This window comes from Alkalibacterium sp. m-11, from assembly GCF_054658155.1.
In genome coordinates, this window is sequence record NZ_BAAGIR010000048.1 from 1 (window position 1) to 15698 (window position 15698).

Below are 15698 nucleotides of genomic sequence, written 5' to 3' on the forward strand. Positions count from 1 at the left end.
ATTATCCGAACAACAAGTAACGGCGTTGCTCGATCAATTAATCGACACATTACCGGCGGCATTCAAAGAAATTTTGATTGGAAATCAGTCAAACCAAGAACAAATTGCTGCGTAATTTCTTTGGTGAGGGTTAATCCGATAGGATTGTGAAGCATTTATTAGGGTGCGAAACTTGAGTAATTAAATATTTATTAATATATATTGCTGTAGGATTATTTTCGCTATGATAGGGTTCTGGTCTTACAGTAAGTCGTGGGCAAGAAGACATACTCACTACGTCAGTTTCTACCCTGTCAACCAAAACGGTATAACTTACGAGGAGGAAAAGTAGATGGAAATGAAGAAATTATTGGCTTTAATTTCTGCAAGCGCATTTTTACTAGCAGCTTGTGACGATGTAGATACTCCAGCAGATGATGACGATTCAGCAGCTGTTGAAGACGACACTGAAGCAGAAGCAACCGAGTCAGAAGAGGTCGGTGAAGAGGCAGATACTGAAGAAGAAACAGCTGAAGTGGAAGTGGAGCCTGAAGAGTCTGAATTACTGTCAATTGGAGAGTCTATCACAATTGATGATATAACGATGACCATCACCAATGCAGAGTTCACTGACGAACGAAACCAGTTCGAAGAAGATGAGCCCGAACATGTCATTGCTATTTATTACACACTTGAAAACGACACAGATGACGACTATGGATATGGTATGGATTTTGATGTTTATGTGGACGGCTCCCAAGCAGATACATACCCGAACGACAATTCAATGGGTTCTGTTTCAAGCGGACGCTCAACTGATGGCGTAGCACATTACGCAGTAAATGGCGAAACTATAGAAGTCGAGTGGGAACCTTTATTTTCTTTTTCAGGTGAAAAAGGAATCTGGGATGTTACACCGTAATATTAATAAGGGAACGCACTTTAATGCTCTATTGTAGCATTAGTGCAGGACAAAAGGCCTTTAGTGAGATAGTGTCTCGCTAAAGGCCTTTTGTGGTATAAATAAAAATGCAAGTGAGGTCACATGAAAATAAGGATTTGACATCCTCATTTCAGAGACACACTCACTTGCATTTTTCATAGGATGCGCACGAGAGGACTCGAACCTCCACGGGGCATCGCCCCACCAGCCCCTCAAGCTGACGCGTCTACCATTCCGCCACGTGCGCTATTTTCTCAACAGAAGCTATCATATCAATGTTTGAGTAAAATGTCAATATACTGAACAGATATAACTTGTGCTCTACTTCCTTATCCCGGTATGTTATCTTAAAGATATAAAGATTTTAGGAGGAAAACACATGATCAATACGGTAGTTTTTGATATGGGTAATGTTCTGATTCGTTACGCGCCCACAGAATTCATTAAATCGTTTACTGAAGACGAAACGTCTCAGCAGCTCCTGCTCGATGCCATTTTTCTGTCGGATGAATGGTTGGATTACGATAGAGGGACCATTACAAAAGAAAAACTTATCGCGACTGCACAGGATCGGGTCCCTGAAGACTTGAAGCCATCTATTCCCCGTCTGATGGATACATGGTTCGAAAACATGATGCCGATTGCCGGGATGGAAGAAATCCTACATAAACTGAAAACTAACGGGTACCAGCTCTTACTGCTATCTAATGTGTCTCAGGACTTTCACCAGTTCAAGGCTGTCATCCCAGGCATTGAATTATTTGACGGACTCTTCCTGTCTTCTGACTGGAAATGCATCAAGCCTGACACGATTATTTATGAACAGTTCTTTGCTCACTTTGATCTCAATCCAGCTGACTGTTTCTTCATCGACGACCTGGCGATGAACATTGAAGGGGCAGCAAAATTAGGCATGAACGGTCATGTCTTTGACGGGGACCTTACAAAACTCGAAGACTCATTTAAAAAAGCCGGCATTCGCCTGTCCTGAATCAAAAAAAGATCAGCTCGGTATCACTTTATGAGCCGACTAATCTTTTTTTATGTAGATTAGTTAGGCTTTCCTATCTACCAATGGGTCAAATATAGATACATGGTCTATTGGGCTTGTTTTATTTAAGGCGAATGTACCATATAGTCATATTTGACCCATTCAAGTCTTATTATAATGGACGAATGGGTCATATAACGGTTTATGGACCATTTCCCACACCCTTTTTCTTTAGTAGAGAGATGGGTCTGTTCCAAGTTAATATGTGGATCCCACATATTTCCACCTTTTCTCTTCCTTATTTATAAAAAGTGGCACCTTTAATCGAAAAACTCCTAGCTGAGCGGATACTTACCGATCAGTTAGGAGCCTCTTAACATTCTATACACTTAATTCACCGCTGTTTTCCGTTCGATTCTGCCTTTCAGTTCAAAGTTGCCTTTACATCTGGCACAGACATATTTACTCATGTTGAATCGACGCTGTCTGTGGATCAGGCTGTCACAAGATGTGCACCGATATTCCCAGTACTGGACGACTTTTTCTTCTTTCAGCGAAGGGACAAACCTTAAGCCACCTACTTGCTTAAGTAACAGCTTGAAGTCACGATCTTTATGCTGATAGCCCCGGCCTTCAAGGTGAAGATGATAATGACAGAGTTCGTGCCTGACTATTCCAATAAAAATCTCTTCACCCAGCTTATCGATTACTTTAGGGTTAAAGTCGAGATTGTGACTTTTCATATGATAGCGTCCACCTGTAGTACGCAGTCGGCTGTTAAATGCAGCTTGGTGTCTGAAGGGTTTACCGAAATCGTTCAAGGAAATCGTTTCGACCAGCTGCTGCAGTTCTTTCTGGTTCATATGCACTCCCCCATACAGAAGGAAGAAACGGCATGTTGACTGCCCACTCCGTTTCTTCACTCATACATCCTAATTTACCCTGTTATTTATTTACCATTGTCAAAGCAATACGCCCTTTTTTCAAGTCCACTGATTCGATCCATACTTTGACAATATCTCCAACAGCAACGACATCTTTAGGATGCTTGACGAATTTGTTACTCAGTTTAGAAATATGAACGAGACCGTCCTGTTTCACTCCAATATCCACGAAGGCCCCGAAGTCCACCACGTTCCTGACGGTCCCTTCTAGTTCCATGCCTTCTTTTAGATCTTCCATGGTCAGTACGTCCGTGCGCAGCAGCGGTGCAGGCATATCATCACGCATATCACGCCCAGGTGCAACTAGAGCATTCAGGATATCTTCATAAGTTTCCTGACCCAGTCCAGTTTCGTCGAGCACTTTACTGACATCAAGCATTCTGATGCGATTATTTAGATCATCAGATCCAAGATCAGCTTTAGATACTCCTGCCATAGATAAGATTGTTTCAGCCTGCTTGTAGGTTTCCGGGTGAATGCCGGTATTGTCGAAAGGTTCTTTACCATCCGGAATACGGAGGAATCCGACAGCCTGTTCGAAGGCTTTAGGTCCCAGCCGTTTGACTTTTTTCAGCTGAGAACGGCTAGTAAATTTTCCGTTCTCTTCTCTATACGTCACGACATTTTCTGCAGTGGTTTTTGTCAGACCGGAAATATGTTTTAAGAGTGCTGCACTGGCTGTGTTTACATTGACACCGACCTGGTTCACGACTGTTTCGATTACAAAATCCAGTTGTTCCGTCAATTTTTTCTGAGACACGTCATGCTGATACTGCCCGACACCGATTGATTTCGGATCGATTTTCACCAGTTCTGCCAGGGGATCCTGCAGACGTCTCGCGATACTGACCGCACTCCGTTCTTCGACCTGGAAATCCGGAAATTCTCTACGGGCTTCCTCACTCGCTGAATATACAGAGGCACCTGCTTCGTTGACAATGACATAAGCCACTTGGCGGTCGACTGATTTCAATTGTTCAGCGACAAAGGTTTCAGATTCCCTACTGGCTGTCCCATTTCCAATAGCGATGGTATCAACATCATACTTTTTCACCATATTCAGAAATTTCCCGGCTGCTTCCTCACGTTTCCTACCCGAAGCCGGTTTATGTGGATAAATGACATCGATCGCCAATACTTTTCCTGTCGCATCGATGACGGCTAGTTTACATCCTGTACGGTAGGCGGGATCCAGCCCAAGAATGGTCTGATCTTTCAGTGGGGCCTGCAACAGGAGGTTACTCAAGTTTTCACCGAACACTTCGATGGCCTGATCTTCTGCTTTTTCAGTCAATTCATTTCGGATATCGCGTTCGATAGCCGGACCAATGAAACGTTTATACGCATCACTGATAGCTTCTTTCACTTTATTTGTTGCCGGTGTCGATTTCCCATCCGGCAGCTCCTGCTTCATCATATACCCGTAGATACGGTCTTCGTCACTGTCGATCGATACCGACAGCACCTCTTCTTTTTCCCCACGATTCAATGCCAGAATGCGGTGAGACACCAGTGACTTGACTGTTTCAGAATACTCATAGTACATTTCATAGACACCTTTTTCATCCAGGGACTTGTCTTTTACTCTGGACTCAACGGTTCCATTGTTGAAAGTATACTCTCTGATCCATGTCCGGTATGTCGGGTTGTCAGAAATATACTCAGCAAGAATTTCATGCACACCGTTGAGCACATCTTCAACGGTTTCAACCCCTTTTTCTTCATCGATAAACCGGCTGGCTTCACCTTCAATATCACCTGCAGGAAAAGTCAGAATCCATTCCGCCAAAGGTTCAAGTCCCTGCTCCTTAGCAATCGTAGCTTTTGTACGGCGCTTCTGTTTATACGGACGGTACAAGTCTTCAACACGCTGCATTTGAGTAGCTGCTTTAATGTCCTTTTCCAGTTCCGGTGTCAGCTTACCTTGCTCCTCGATCGAAGCAAGAACATCGCTTTTTCGTTTTTCTAGATTGGTCAGGTAAGTATGGCGTTCTTCAATCTCCCTGATCTGTACTTCATCAAGTGATCCAGTCACTTCTTTCCGGTAACGGGCAATAAACGGAACAGTGTTGCCATCTTGAAGCAAGTCCAAAACGGATAGAATCTGCTTTTTCGAATAATCGGTCAATTCTTTATTTAAAAGTTGTATGATCTGTTCTTTAGGTGTATCTGTCAAAACGGTCATCTCCTCTAAGTCTTCATCCCATCTATTTTAACATAAAAATAAAACGAACGAACTGGATTATCTGAAATTGATAGCCCCTGTCCGTCCGTCAGCTGGTGGTGAAGGTCACCATGCTTTTATTCAATTGTGTCGTAAAGTCCTTTATTTTCCAGTGTTTATGATTGCCCACACAGGCACTTATAAATGTCCGTCGTTCATCTCTGACAGTTTTTCTCAGATGCACATGTCCCATGATGCTGTATGTGATATTTGGATAAAGATCGTACAGTTTCTCATAAGCTCTAGCACCGAGAAAGGCGTTGGCATAATTATAAACCCGGTGTGGTAGCGGAATGACAAATTCAGGATGAGTCGCCACATGGGTCATTAAAATGACTTGTCTGTCTTTTACTGCCTCGAGATCCTGCAGCAGCTGATCCAGCATATCCTGACTGACGGTCTGATCCGATCGCCCCCAATTAACGTAGTGTCGATCATTCCAGGAGGCAAATCCATACTGCTTCTTTTCAAAGTCTTCCTTGCTGTACTTTTCATGGTTGCCATAACCGTAATCATACCATCCGGGTGTTCCGACCACAGCAAGATCGTCTCCGAATAATTTAGGACGACCGACAAGTGAATAGGACTGCCGGTTAAAGAACTGATCGATTTCATTCGTATTTACTATATCATGGTCTCTCGCCCAGTAGTCATGATTCCCTGGAACAAACAGCACCGGAATGCCGCTTATCTCTTCTAGTTTTTTAAGAAACCGGTGTGTGGTGTCGTAATGGTTCGACACATCTCCTGCAATCAGCAGGCAGTCCACCTTGTGCTCATACAGCCTGTCTGTCAGCTGTTTTTCCAGATCCCATTCGATAAATGCATCATTACGATCGATATGCAGATCAGATACTGTCGCTATCTTCATACTTTGTTTTAATTCCCTCCGAAAAACTGGCTGAATGCATATCCAGTGTTACTGACTTTATATTGCTCAACGATGCCGTCTTTATCGAAAACCACTCCGTGAAGCGTTCCGCCATAAACAGCTCCTCCGTCCAGTCCGATCTTACCATCCCCCGACAGCCAGATATCTGTGTTCGACCGTTCTTCATGAAGCATTGCTGTAACGGTATGGCCGAATACAAAGGTCTTATCAGTGTCATTAGGCTGATCAAAGAACCCTTCTCTGATCCAGACGTAATCCCGGTCAGAAGTGTCAGTCCAGTCCTTCAATGTAAGATTCACACCAGCATGAGTAAATACATAATCTTCCCATTCATATTTCAATGGCAGGGACTCGATGAATGGCTTCAACCAGGGCTCCTGAGATTTTACGCTTTCGGACAGCTCAACCGCATCATACTGTCCTTCCTTTATATCGAGAAAAGACTGCACAGTCACCATTCCCCCATTCATATCGTAAAGGGCAGCTGAATGTTGCGGGCTATTTAAAAAGTCCAGCAGCATGTCTTCATGATTTCCTTTCAAACAGACCGCTCCCTTATTCTCAACCAGATCGCGTGCCAGCCCAAAACAGGCTTTTGGATTTTCCCCTCTGTCTCCCAGATCCCCCAGCAAAATGAGTTGTTCTTCTTCCTCTTTCCAGTGTGTCAGCAGCTTTATGAACATGTCATATTGACCGTGGACATCTCCAACTACGAATACTTTCTTTTTCATGCCAGATTTCCTCCCCGTAGCTCTTTCCAGTCTCTTCTTCAGCTAAGCATAGTTTACCACATACACTTTCTGTGGCACAAAATCCCATCTCGCTGCATACGTATGCGAAAGCGTTAAACGTTGAAATTTTCATGACTTCCACTCTTATTCATAGAAAAGGTCTATGCCTACCTGTATAATTAAAATTGTGTCTAAAATGTACTTTAATATAGAAAGGACGAAGATGATATGAAAGGAAAGAAGTGGGTAGTAATCATTGTTTTCCTGCTATTTTTAGGTTTTGTAGGTTTCAGCATCTACAACACTACTCAGAAAGACGATACAGTTACAGTGCGGATAGCTGAAGTGGAAGAAAGTGACATTACAGAAGTCGTGGTAACGACAGGCATCATCGAACCATCTCAGTCTCAGGAGATTGTCGGCCAGGGTGTCGTTTCAGAACTGAATGTTTCTGTAGGAGATTCAGTCGAAGAGGGCGATACCCTTGTCAATTACGTCGATGGAACAAGCTTCACCGCTAATTTCAATGGAACAGTAACGGAAGTCAATGTGACCGAAGAGGAAGTTGACGTAAATGCTCAGCAGGGCCAGCCGTCGCTAGTTGTTTCCGATCTGAACGACCTTCAAGTTGCCGTTCAGTTATCACGCTCAGATGCTGCGCTAGTAGATGTCGATCAGGCTGTTGAAATGGAATATGCTGATACTTTTTATAAGGGGACAGTATCATCCATAGATCCGGTAGCTACGTCAGAACAGACTCAGATGGGCTCTTCTATCAGCCTAGGAGCGACGATTGCTTTCGATTCTGATACAGATGATCTGATTGCCGGATTTGAAATCGATGTGGATATTATAGTAGATTCTGCTGAAAATGCACTTGTCATTCCTATTGAAGCGCTAAATTATAATCAGGACAACGAACCCTATGTATACATCGTAACAGATGGTCAGGTCAGCGAAGTCATGATCGAAACAGGGATACAGTCTGACGCGCGTATTCAAGTAACTGACGGGTTAAGTGAAGGCGACCAAGTTGTTCTTTCTCCTGGCGAAGATCTTGAAGATGGAGCAGAAGTGGAAATAGACGAGTAATGAGGAGGTGTGCTCATGATAGAAATCACTGATGTTGAAAAGATTTATAAAATGGGCGGAGAAACCGTACGTGCACTGGACAAGGTTTCTCTTAAAATCCAGGAAGGCGAGTTCACCTCGATTATGGGACCTAGTGGCTCCGGAAAATCCACGCTGATGAATATTCTTGGACTCCTGGACCGATTTGACAGTGGCCGTTATCTGCTCAACGGTACGGATGTGTCCGATTTGTCGGATGCGGAGCTTGCGGGAATAAGAAATAAAGAGATCGGTTTCATTTTTCAGTCATTCAATCTTATGGCTAGAATGAATGTCCTCGAAAATGTCATGCTTCCCCTAGTATATGGAAAAGTTCCATATAAAGAAAGACGTAGACGAGCAACAGAAGCCCTCGAAAAAGTCGGTCTGGGCAATCGCCTGGAACATTTAACTAACGAAATATCTGGCGGTCAGAAACAGCGTGTAGCAATTGCCCGTGCAATTGTTAATGAACCATCTGTTCTTATGGCTGATGAACCTACAGGAAACCTGGATTCTAAAACCACTGAGGATATTATGAGAATTTTTCAGGAGTTGAACGATGAAGGCACGACGATCGTTATGGTTACTCACGAACCTGAAATGGCAGAATACACAAAACGTATTGTTCATTTTAGAGACGGTGTGATGAAAAAAGATGAACAGCTGACTCCTAAACAGATACCGAAGCGGGAGGTGGAGTAAATGTTCATAAAAGAAAATCTGAAAATGGCTATAGATAGTATCTTTGCCAATAAAATGCGCTCCTTTCTGACCATGCTCGGGATAATAATCGGAATTGCCTCAGTTATTGCGATTCTGGCAGTTGGTAACGGAGCAGCAGATGAAATCACGCGAACCTTCAGCGATATTGGAGCAACCACGATCAGTCTGAATGCGAACGATCCTGAACAGTCAGGAGACTTGATATCCAATGAAGATCTGAATGTATTAAGCGATTCAATTGATGAAATTCGCTACATCTCACCTAACGAAACGACGTCCGGAAACATTTCTTCAGACGATGAATCACGGCAGGCCATCATATCTTACGGTACACCAGATCTTCAATATGTCAGTCAGTCGATGAGCTCGACATTAGTTGAAGGACGTTACTTCAATCAGGTTGATTTTGACGAATCTCAGGATGTCGTCGTGATAGACGAAGACGGTGCAGAAGCTTTATTCGGAACTACAGATGTGATCGGTGAGACGCTGCGCGTCACGGTTGCTCAAAGCCAGATGAACCTTAGAATTGTCGGTGTGGTCGAAGGATCTTTTGGAGATATGCAAGGTGCTTTCGATACCAGTCAGATTCCATTGTTTGCAGCTATGCCTCAGTCTACGTTGGGCAATCAGGTGCCTCAGATGGCTGGAATGGATTCAGTTTCCATAGAGGTCGAGAGTACTGATCAGATTGATACTGTATCAAGTCAGGTCGTCAGACTTCTCGAACTGAGAAATAATGCAGTTGGAGATAATGTATATAACGCAACTAATTTCCTTCAAGCGCTGGATCAGGTCAACAACGTGTTAAGCCTGTTCATTAACTTCATTGCCGCAGTGGCTGCTATCGCTCTGCTGGTCGGTGGTATTGGAGTAATGAATATCATGCTTGTATCTGTTACCGAACGGACTAGAGAAATTGGTACCAGAAAAGCCTTGGGCGCTACGACGCGTACGATCCTGGTTCAGTTCCTGATGGAATCGATCATTCTAAGCCTTATTGGTGGAATGATCGGACTCACATTAGGCATTATCCTGTCCAACATCATCGCAGGAGCCCTTGATATTGTTCCGATTATTACACTGGGCAGTGTGGCGCTAGTGCTGCTCTTCTCTACTGCTGTCGGTGTATTCTTCGGAATTTATCCGGCACGTAAAGCGGCTAGACTCAACCCGATTGATGCGTTGAGATACGAATAGTTTAATGTTCAAGTGAACTGACAAAAGACCAATTAACTGCTAATATCTTCGGATATGCTCCTAATAAAGTATTCATTAGAAATATTAAAAATTCTACTGCTTTATTAGGAGTTTTTACTATGCGTAAAAATAAGAAATGGACAACTTCTACATCACCTCTGTCCAGAACGTCACTTATCCGATTTCTCTGAAAAGCAGCGCCTGTCTTTTATCTGAATATCTGACTTCCTTACTCAGCATTCAAGTCTGAGTATGGATTCATATCGACGTCTGATCGGATATTTTATACGCTCATTCTACTACTTCCCAGCCACAACCGTTAAGGTATCCCTTGGCCCCTTACAGTCGTGATAAAACAAAAATGCCACTGGTAGACTCTTCAGATTCTTCCCAGTGACATTCAACTATATTAGATTATATTTTTTAAAGCATACCCATGACAATAAAGTTGACGATGAATAGAGCTGTTGTCGCCCAAAGAACCGGGTGAACAACGCTTGCTTTCCCTTTAACTGCTTTGGTGATGATGTAGAACAGGAAGCCTGCTGCAATTCCGTATGAGATGCTGTAGGTGAACCCCATGAACAGAGAAGCGAAAAATGCAGGTACTGCTTCTTCAAGGTTGTTCCAGTCAATTTCTGCAAATGCAGACAGCATCAGAATACCGACTACGATTAGTGCTGGCGCTGTGGCAGCTCCAGGAACGACTGAAATCACTGGTGCAATAAAAGCTGTAAGAAGGAACATAGTAGCAGTTGTCAAGCTGGTCAGCCCAGTCCGCCCGCCAGCACCGATTCCCGCTGCACTTTCAACAAATGTCGTAACAGGTGACGTTCCAAAGATTGCTCCAACTGCTGTAGCAACAGTATCTGCCAGAAGAGCTTTTTCCATTTTTGTGTTAAGTCCTTTACCCTGATCCATTGCTTTTTCATCTTCAAGAGTAAATATACCTGATTTTCGACCTGTTCCGATGAAGGTTCCGATTGTATCAAAGATATCTGTCAGTGTAAATGCAAAGACAGTGATAAGAATCAAAGCATAACGTGATGGGTCTGCAAGAAGTGACCCTAACCCTTGGGAGCTGAAAGCCGCTCCAAATGTCACACCCAATTCGCCGAACGTGGACAAGAAAGTATTAGCTGGGTTATTCAGTCCTGATAAATCAGTCACACCCATAGGAATTCCGATAATTGTTGTCGCAACGATTCCGATGAGGATCGCACCTTTAACATTGGCAAGCATCAGAACGACCATAATAATCAGACCAATGATGGCAAGCAGTGCATAAGGATTGGCAAGGGTGCCCATGTCAGGAATAATTCCTCCACCAGTGACTACAGTATTAATCGCCCCGGTGATTTCTGATCCGGCTGTATAAGGTTCATTGTTGACAGAAATAATGTCCTGTCCTTCAGATGTAAATTCTAATAGTTGCGCATTCTTTAAACCAATATAAGCAATAAATACACCGATTCCTCCGCCGATAGCATGCTGAAGGGATTCAGGTATTGCGTGAATGATTTTCTTTCTGATTGAAGTAACGGTAATTAAAGTCCCGACTACACCTGTGAAGAAAACCATGAATAAAGCTTCCTGCCATGAAAAACCAAGTGCAAAGACTACTGTATAGGTAAAGAATGCATTCAGTCCCATTCCCGGTGCCTGCGCATAAGGAACATTTGCATACAAAGCTAAGATCAGTGTACCAACTGCTGTAGATAAAACAGTTGCCAGAAAGACCGCTTGAGTCGGCATACCTGTCAATGACAGAATCTGAGGATTAACAAAAATAATATAAGACATAGCAAAGAATGTCGTTAATCCTGCAGTAACCTCCCGACCGATTGTTGTGTTATTCTCCTTTAATTGAAAAAACTTTTCCAACAAAGATAAAACCCTCTCTCTTCTATGATTCTCCACTTGCATGGAGTCGTTAACCAAGGGTTATCTAATAACGTGATGGATGGGATAAAGTTTAAGAAAGCAAAAAAAAGACGGATGGCCGCCTTTAATTAACTACATCTTAAACAATCGCAATTGTTTAATCTAATAGTCAATCCTTTAAGGGGATTGGTAGAGACTCTAGCCCATATCGCTAAATTATATTAGATAACGCTCTTATTAAGTTGCCTTAATCATAGTACATTATGAGAGGCATTTCAACAATAAACGAAAAATTAATCCGAATCACGAAGGTATTATTCGTATTTTTTGACACATTTTATCCTTATTTTATTAAATTAAAGCTGCCATTCGCCAAAACGGTTATTTCATTGTAACAAACTCTTCAGCAGCAGTCGGGTGGATAGCTATCGTCCGGTCGAAATCCTTCTTCGTTGCTCCCATCTGAATTGCTACTGCAAAGCCCTGAAGAATCTCATCCATCCCTTTTCCGATTCCATGAAGGCCGACCACTTTTTCATTTTTTCCTACACAGACCAGTTTCATGTATGCTTTTTGTCTATGCCCAGTGATCGAACTGTGCATTGAGGTAAAGGATGTCTTGTATATCTTGATATACTCTTCAGGATATAGGTCATAGACTTGCTCCTCAGTCATCCCAACGGTGCCAATAGGCGGATGGGTAAATATAACAGTCGGAATATTATCATAATCGACCTTGGCATTCTTCTTGTCATTAAATAGACGTTCAGACAGCTGTCTGCCGGCAGCGATTGCCACTGGTGTCAGTTCAACTCTTCCAGTCACATCTCCGACTGCATAAACATTGTTTCCAGTAGTATTCTGATACTGATCGACTTCAATATACCCTCCTGGATAAAGGTTGACTCCGGCAGCTTCAAGGTTAAGGCCTTCAGTATTCGGTGTGCGCCCTGTCGCCCACAGTACCATTTCCGTTTCATGCGTGCTGCCATCTTCAAACACAAGCTCATACTTGTCTTCTCCCAGTTTTTTCACTTCAGTCACCGTTTTGTTCGTCTGAATCTTTCTTCCTTCAACCTCAGCAAGTTCCGAGAATCCCTCGCAGATTATAGAATCAAAATTATATAGTGGCTGAGGCTTTCTCACGAATAAATGAGTATCAACCCCCATTGCATGGAAAATGCCGCTCATTTCTACCCCAATATAGCCGCCGCCGATCACTGCGATACTTTTAGGCAGTTTTTTCAAATCGAAGATATCATCTGATACCATACCATATTCACCCCCGGGAATCGGAAGACGTTTGGGCTTTCCGCCTGTTGCTATCATAATATGTTCAGCAGTATAGGTCTTCCCGTCAACTTCGACCGTCGATTCATCAACAAAGACAGCTCTTCCTCTAATAAGATCAACTTTATTGCCATCCAATCCTTTTTTATATGCCCCATGAAGGAACTTGATATACTTATCCCTATTTTCAACCATCTTCTTAAAATTCAGCTTGGGTTTATTCCCAAACTCAAGTCCGTAACCCTCAGCGTAATGATCGATCGATTCCATCATTTCGGCGACATACCACATGACTTTTTTTGGCACACATCCCAGGTTGACACAGGTGCCTCCCAAATTGTGTTCTTCAATGAGGCCAACTTTAGCTCCATGCATGCCAGCCCGGTTGGCAGAGGCAATGCCTCCGCTCCCCCCACCGATCACTAAATAATCGTATTCCTTTGTTCTCGTCATCGTTTTCTTCCTTTCCTGCTGGTTTCTAATTTATGAAGTCCCGGGTACACTTTCTTTTCTGCTTCAAAGTAATATCTGCCCAAAGCATACTTGTATTTTTCCCGTTCATCCCATGGTTTATGTTTTCCTGAATAATGAATAAAGACAACGTTCTCTTCCACTTTACTATAATTATACTTCTGAGGAAAAAGAATTCTCAGTTTTTCATAAACTTTGGGATTCATATTGTAGACCCGCCAGTCTTCCTCTTTTATATCATTAACAAATATCAGGTTGAAAATGTCCTGGTCCGGAAGAATTAGAAATGGCTTATTTTCACGTATCGTTTCGACAATATGGTCTGTATTTTCAATTTTTCGCAATTTTTCGAGATTCATCAGTACTACACCCGAGTTGAAATAATCATCAGATTCAAAATTTCTTAATCTTAAGTTATTGAATGGCTGAACCCATTTAGTTTTATACTTATAGTTTGTTGCAATAAAAGAATTCCCATGAAACGGTTTAGTGTATAAAGGTCTCAATTTATTCAAGCAGATAATATCCGGATCGAGATAAAGAACCCGATCAACATGGTCTGGAAGTAGATATGGTGCAAACATCCATAAGTACATTTCCAATGCATAATATCTGGTTATCGCTATTTTATCTGATGATTTGAAAAAGTTTTTACTGTAAATCGGTTCAAAAACATGCCCCTCTTTTTCAACAAACGTCCGCAGTTCTTCTAAGGTTTCATCCGTTATCCCTGTGTGAAGCAAATACATACAGAATATCTCATCCGGATTCGTATCTGAAATGGACCGAATCAGCACTTTCAGCGGATAGACATAGTTTTCGTTCAATGAAAAAAGTAAATTGATCATTCCTATACCTCCAGCAACAGTCACATATGCGTCGTGACTCCTTTATATCATTATACCTATTCTGTGTGGAAAACTCACTCAAATCATACTTTTCTTTTCCTTTTAAAGCTCTTTGAAATCCACTATAATTGATAAAGTACTGAATTTATGAAAGAAGGAATCATATGAATAAGAAAGATTTATACTTAACTCTCTTTCGATCGACATTTTTTCTCAGCATGTTTACTTTCGGAGGAGGCTACGTTATCGTGCCACTGATGGAAAAGAAATTTGTGAATGAATTGGGATGGATCGATGAGGATGAAATGCTGAACCTGATTGCTATCGGACAGTCAGCGCCAGGTCCTATTGCTGTCAATACATCGATTCTGATCGGTTACCGTATGGCTGGATTTTCTGGTGCAATGGTCACGGTTCTGGGAACAATTCTCCCCCCATTAGTAATTATGACTGGCCTGACATATATTTATCTGGTCGTAAGAGATAATGCCTTAGTCAACAACGTGCTCCTGGGCATGCAGGCCGGGGTTGCTGCAATCATCGTAAATGTGGTCATAAACATGGCTCTTCGTATCATTAAACAGAAAAAGATAGTGCCCGTACTGGTAATGATTGCGGCACTGATCGCCGGCATTGGCTTCCAGGTCAATATTTTGTGGCTGCTTTTTGTTTCGGCTCTTATTGGATTGATCATGACTTTAATAGACTTAAAGAATAAACACGACAAGGGGGAGAGCAAATGATTTACTTAGAACTCTTTCTCAGTTTTTTCCAGATTGGAATCCTGAGTTTTGGAGGAGGCTATGCTTCGCTACCACTTATTGAACAGGAACTGATTACAGTTCAAGGCTGGATCACTAACCAGCAGTTCATTGATATTTTGACATTATCAGAGCTGACACCTGGCCCAATTGCCATTAATGCTGCAACTTTTTCAGGTAACCAGATTGCAGGAATCATGGGCGGAATGATTGCTACAATAGGTGTAACCTTACCGTCTGTCATTATTGTTCAACTTCTGGCATATTTCTACTTCAAGTATCAGAACCTGTCAATTGTTCAAGGTGTGATACAAGGTGTTCGTCCGGCAGTTGTCGCTCTGATTGCTTCTGCTGGTGTAACGATTTTCTTGACAGCTATGTTTGGTCATAGCGACTGGCCGATCGCCCTTTCAGAAATCAACTGGGTTTCTGTCTTCTTCTTCGCAGCCGGGCTGTTTCTTATGAGAAAATTCAAGGCAAGCCCTATTCAGATTATTCTAGTGACTGGGGTAGCCGGAGGAATTGTCTACAGTCTTATGTGAACTACCCACCACTTAAATCCTTTGGATTTTGAAGTGGGGCTTCCTACGAACTCCATTCTTGTCTGCACAGACTTCATACAGACAGAGGAATCGGATAGGGGTAGGCTCAAAAGGCAGTCCCTGCCTCATTGATTTTCTTTTACTTGGCCAATGCCAAGAGGT

14 protein-coding genes, 1 tRNA gene and 1 riboswitch are annotated in these 15698 nt (G+C 42.6%); of the genes, 7 read left to right on the forward strand and 8 right to left on the reverse strand.

The window, feature by feature from the left end:
• The first annotated feature begins 331 nt into the window (after nucleotides 1–331).
• Nucleotides 332–901: a DUF4352 domain-containing protein gene (locus ACYQ2O_RS06590; RefSeq protein WP_346024993.1), complete on the forward strand. Its 570-nt coding sequence runs from the start codon at nucleotides 332–334 to the stop codon at nucleotides 899–901.
• Nucleotides 902–1085: 184 nt separating this feature from the next.
• Here the strand turns inward: ACYQ2O_RS06590 and ACYQ2O_RS06595 are convergent.
• Nucleotides 1086–1169: transfer RNA gene (locus ACYQ2O_RS06595), tRNA-Leu, on the reverse strand.
• 132 nt (nucleotides 1170–1301) lie between these two features.
• Here ACYQ2O_RS06595 and ACYQ2O_RS06600 point away from each other — a divergent pair.
• Nucleotides 1302–1913 carry an HAD family hydrolase gene (locus ACYQ2O_RS06600; protein WP_346024994.1) on the forward strand — a complete coding sequence of 204 codons (612 nt, stop codon included), beginning with the start codon at nucleotides 1302–1304 and terminating at the stop codon, nucleotides 1911–1913.
• 389 nt (nucleotides 1914–2302) lie between these two features.
• Here the strand turns inward: ACYQ2O_RS06600 and ACYQ2O_RS06605 are convergent, their stop codons facing one another.
• From ACYQ2O_RS06605 to ACYQ2O_RS06620, 4 genes are all read right to left on the reverse strand, one after another.
• Nucleotides 2303–2776, reverse strand: coding sequence for a SprT family protein (locus ACYQ2O_RS06605; RefSeq protein ID WP_346025000.1), 474 nt, complete (start codon nucleotides 2774–2776; stop codon nucleotides 2303–2305).
• A gap of 82 nt (nucleotides 2777–2858) precedes the next feature.
• Nucleotides 2859–5033 carry a Tex family protein gene (locus ACYQ2O_RS06610; RefSeq protein WP_346025001.1) on the reverse strand — a complete coding sequence of 725 codons (2175 nt, stop codon included), beginning with the start codon at nucleotides 5031–5033 and terminating at the stop codon, nucleotides 2859–2861.
• A 97-nt stretch (nucleotides 5034–5130) separates the two neighbouring features.
• On the reverse strand, nucleotides 5131–5952 hold the full coding sequence (locus tag ACYQ2O_RS06615; RefSeq protein ID WP_459796258.1) for a metallophosphoesterase: 822 nt from the start codon (nucleotides 5950–5952) through the stop codon (nucleotides 5131–5133).
• A gap of 8 nt (nucleotides 5953–5960) precedes the next feature.
• Nucleotides 5961–6704 carry a metallophosphoesterase gene (locus ACYQ2O_RS06620; RefSeq protein WP_346024996.1) on the reverse strand — a complete coding sequence of 248 codons (744 nt, stop codon included), beginning with the start codon at nucleotides 6702–6704 and terminating at the stop codon, nucleotides 5961–5963.
• Between the two features lie 228 nt (nucleotides 6705–6932).
• Here ACYQ2O_RS06620 and ACYQ2O_RS06625 point away from each other — a divergent pair, with 228 nt between their 5' ends.
• The 3 genes from ACYQ2O_RS06625 to ACYQ2O_RS06635 are packed head-to-tail and all read left to right on the forward strand — an operon-like array spanning nucleotide 6933 to nucleotide 9740.
• Nucleotides 6933–7796, forward strand: a complete 864-nt coding sequence (locus ACYQ2O_RS06625) for an efflux RND transporter periplasmic adaptor subunit (RefSeq protein WP_346024997.1) — start codon at nucleotides 6933–6935, stop codon at nucleotides 7794–7796.
• A 15-nt stretch (nucleotides 7797–7811) separates the two neighbouring features.
• Complete coding sequence (locus ACYQ2O_RS06630) at nucleotides 7812–8519, forward strand: ABC transporter ATP-binding protein (protein WP_346024998.1); 708 nt, start codon at nucleotides 7812–7814, stop codon at nucleotides 8517–8519.
• Nucleotides 8520–9740 carry an ABC transporter permease gene (locus ACYQ2O_RS06635; RefSeq protein WP_346024999.1) on the forward strand — a complete coding sequence of 407 codons (1221 nt, stop codon included), beginning with the start codon at nucleotides 8520–8522 and terminating at the stop codon, nucleotides 9738–9740. It abuts the gene before it with no gap.
• 423 nt (nucleotides 9741–10163) lie between these two features.
• On the opposite strand, the gene ACYQ2O_RS06640 is transcribed toward ACYQ2O_RS06635, so the two are convergent.
• The 3 genes from ACYQ2O_RS06640 to ACYQ2O_RS06650 all read right to left on the reverse strand — a co-directional run bounded on the left by ACYQ2O_RS06640 (nucleotide 10164) and on the right by ACYQ2O_RS06650 (nucleotide 14233).
• Nucleotides 10164–11624, reverse strand: a complete 1461-nt coding sequence (locus ACYQ2O_RS06640) for an NCS2 family permease (protein ID WP_459796260.1) — start codon at nucleotides 11622–11624, stop codon at nucleotides 10164–10166.
• 146 nt (nucleotides 11625–11770) lie between these two features.
• Nucleotides 11771–11868: riboswitch (purine riboswitch) on the reverse strand.
• A 137-nt stretch (nucleotides 11869–12005) separates the two neighbouring features.
• Nucleotides 12006–13367: a glutathione-disulfide reductase gene (gene gorA, locus ACYQ2O_RS06645; RefSeq protein ID WP_346023729.1), complete on the reverse strand. Its 1362-nt coding sequence runs from the start codon at nucleotides 13365–13367 to the stop codon at nucleotides 12006–12008.
• Entirely contained in the window at nucleotides 13364–14233 is an 870-nt protein-coding gene (locus ACYQ2O_RS06650) for a glycosyltransferase family 8 protein (RefSeq protein WP_346023728.1), read from the reverse strand. The genes gorA and ACYQ2O_RS06650 overlap by 4 nt, the downstream gene beginning before the upstream one ends.
• A 164-nt stretch (nucleotides 14234–14397) precedes the next feature.
• Between ACYQ2O_RS06650 and ACYQ2O_RS06655 the strand changes: the two genes are divergently transcribed.
• Together ACYQ2O_RS06655 and ACYQ2O_RS06660 are read left to right on the forward strand one after the other, a co-directional pair.
• A complete protein-coding gene (locus ACYQ2O_RS06655) occupies nucleotides 14398–14976 on the forward strand; it encodes a chromate transporter (RefSeq protein WP_346023727.1) in 579 nt (192 codons plus the stop codon).
• Complete coding sequence (locus ACYQ2O_RS06660; RefSeq protein ID WP_346023726.1) at nucleotides 14973–15536, forward strand: chromate transporter; 564 nt, start codon at nucleotides 14973–14975, stop codon at nucleotides 15534–15536. The genes ACYQ2O_RS06655 and ACYQ2O_RS06660 overlap by 4 nt, the downstream gene beginning before the upstream one ends.
• The last annotated feature ends 162 nt before the right edge of the window (nucleotides 15537–15698 follow it).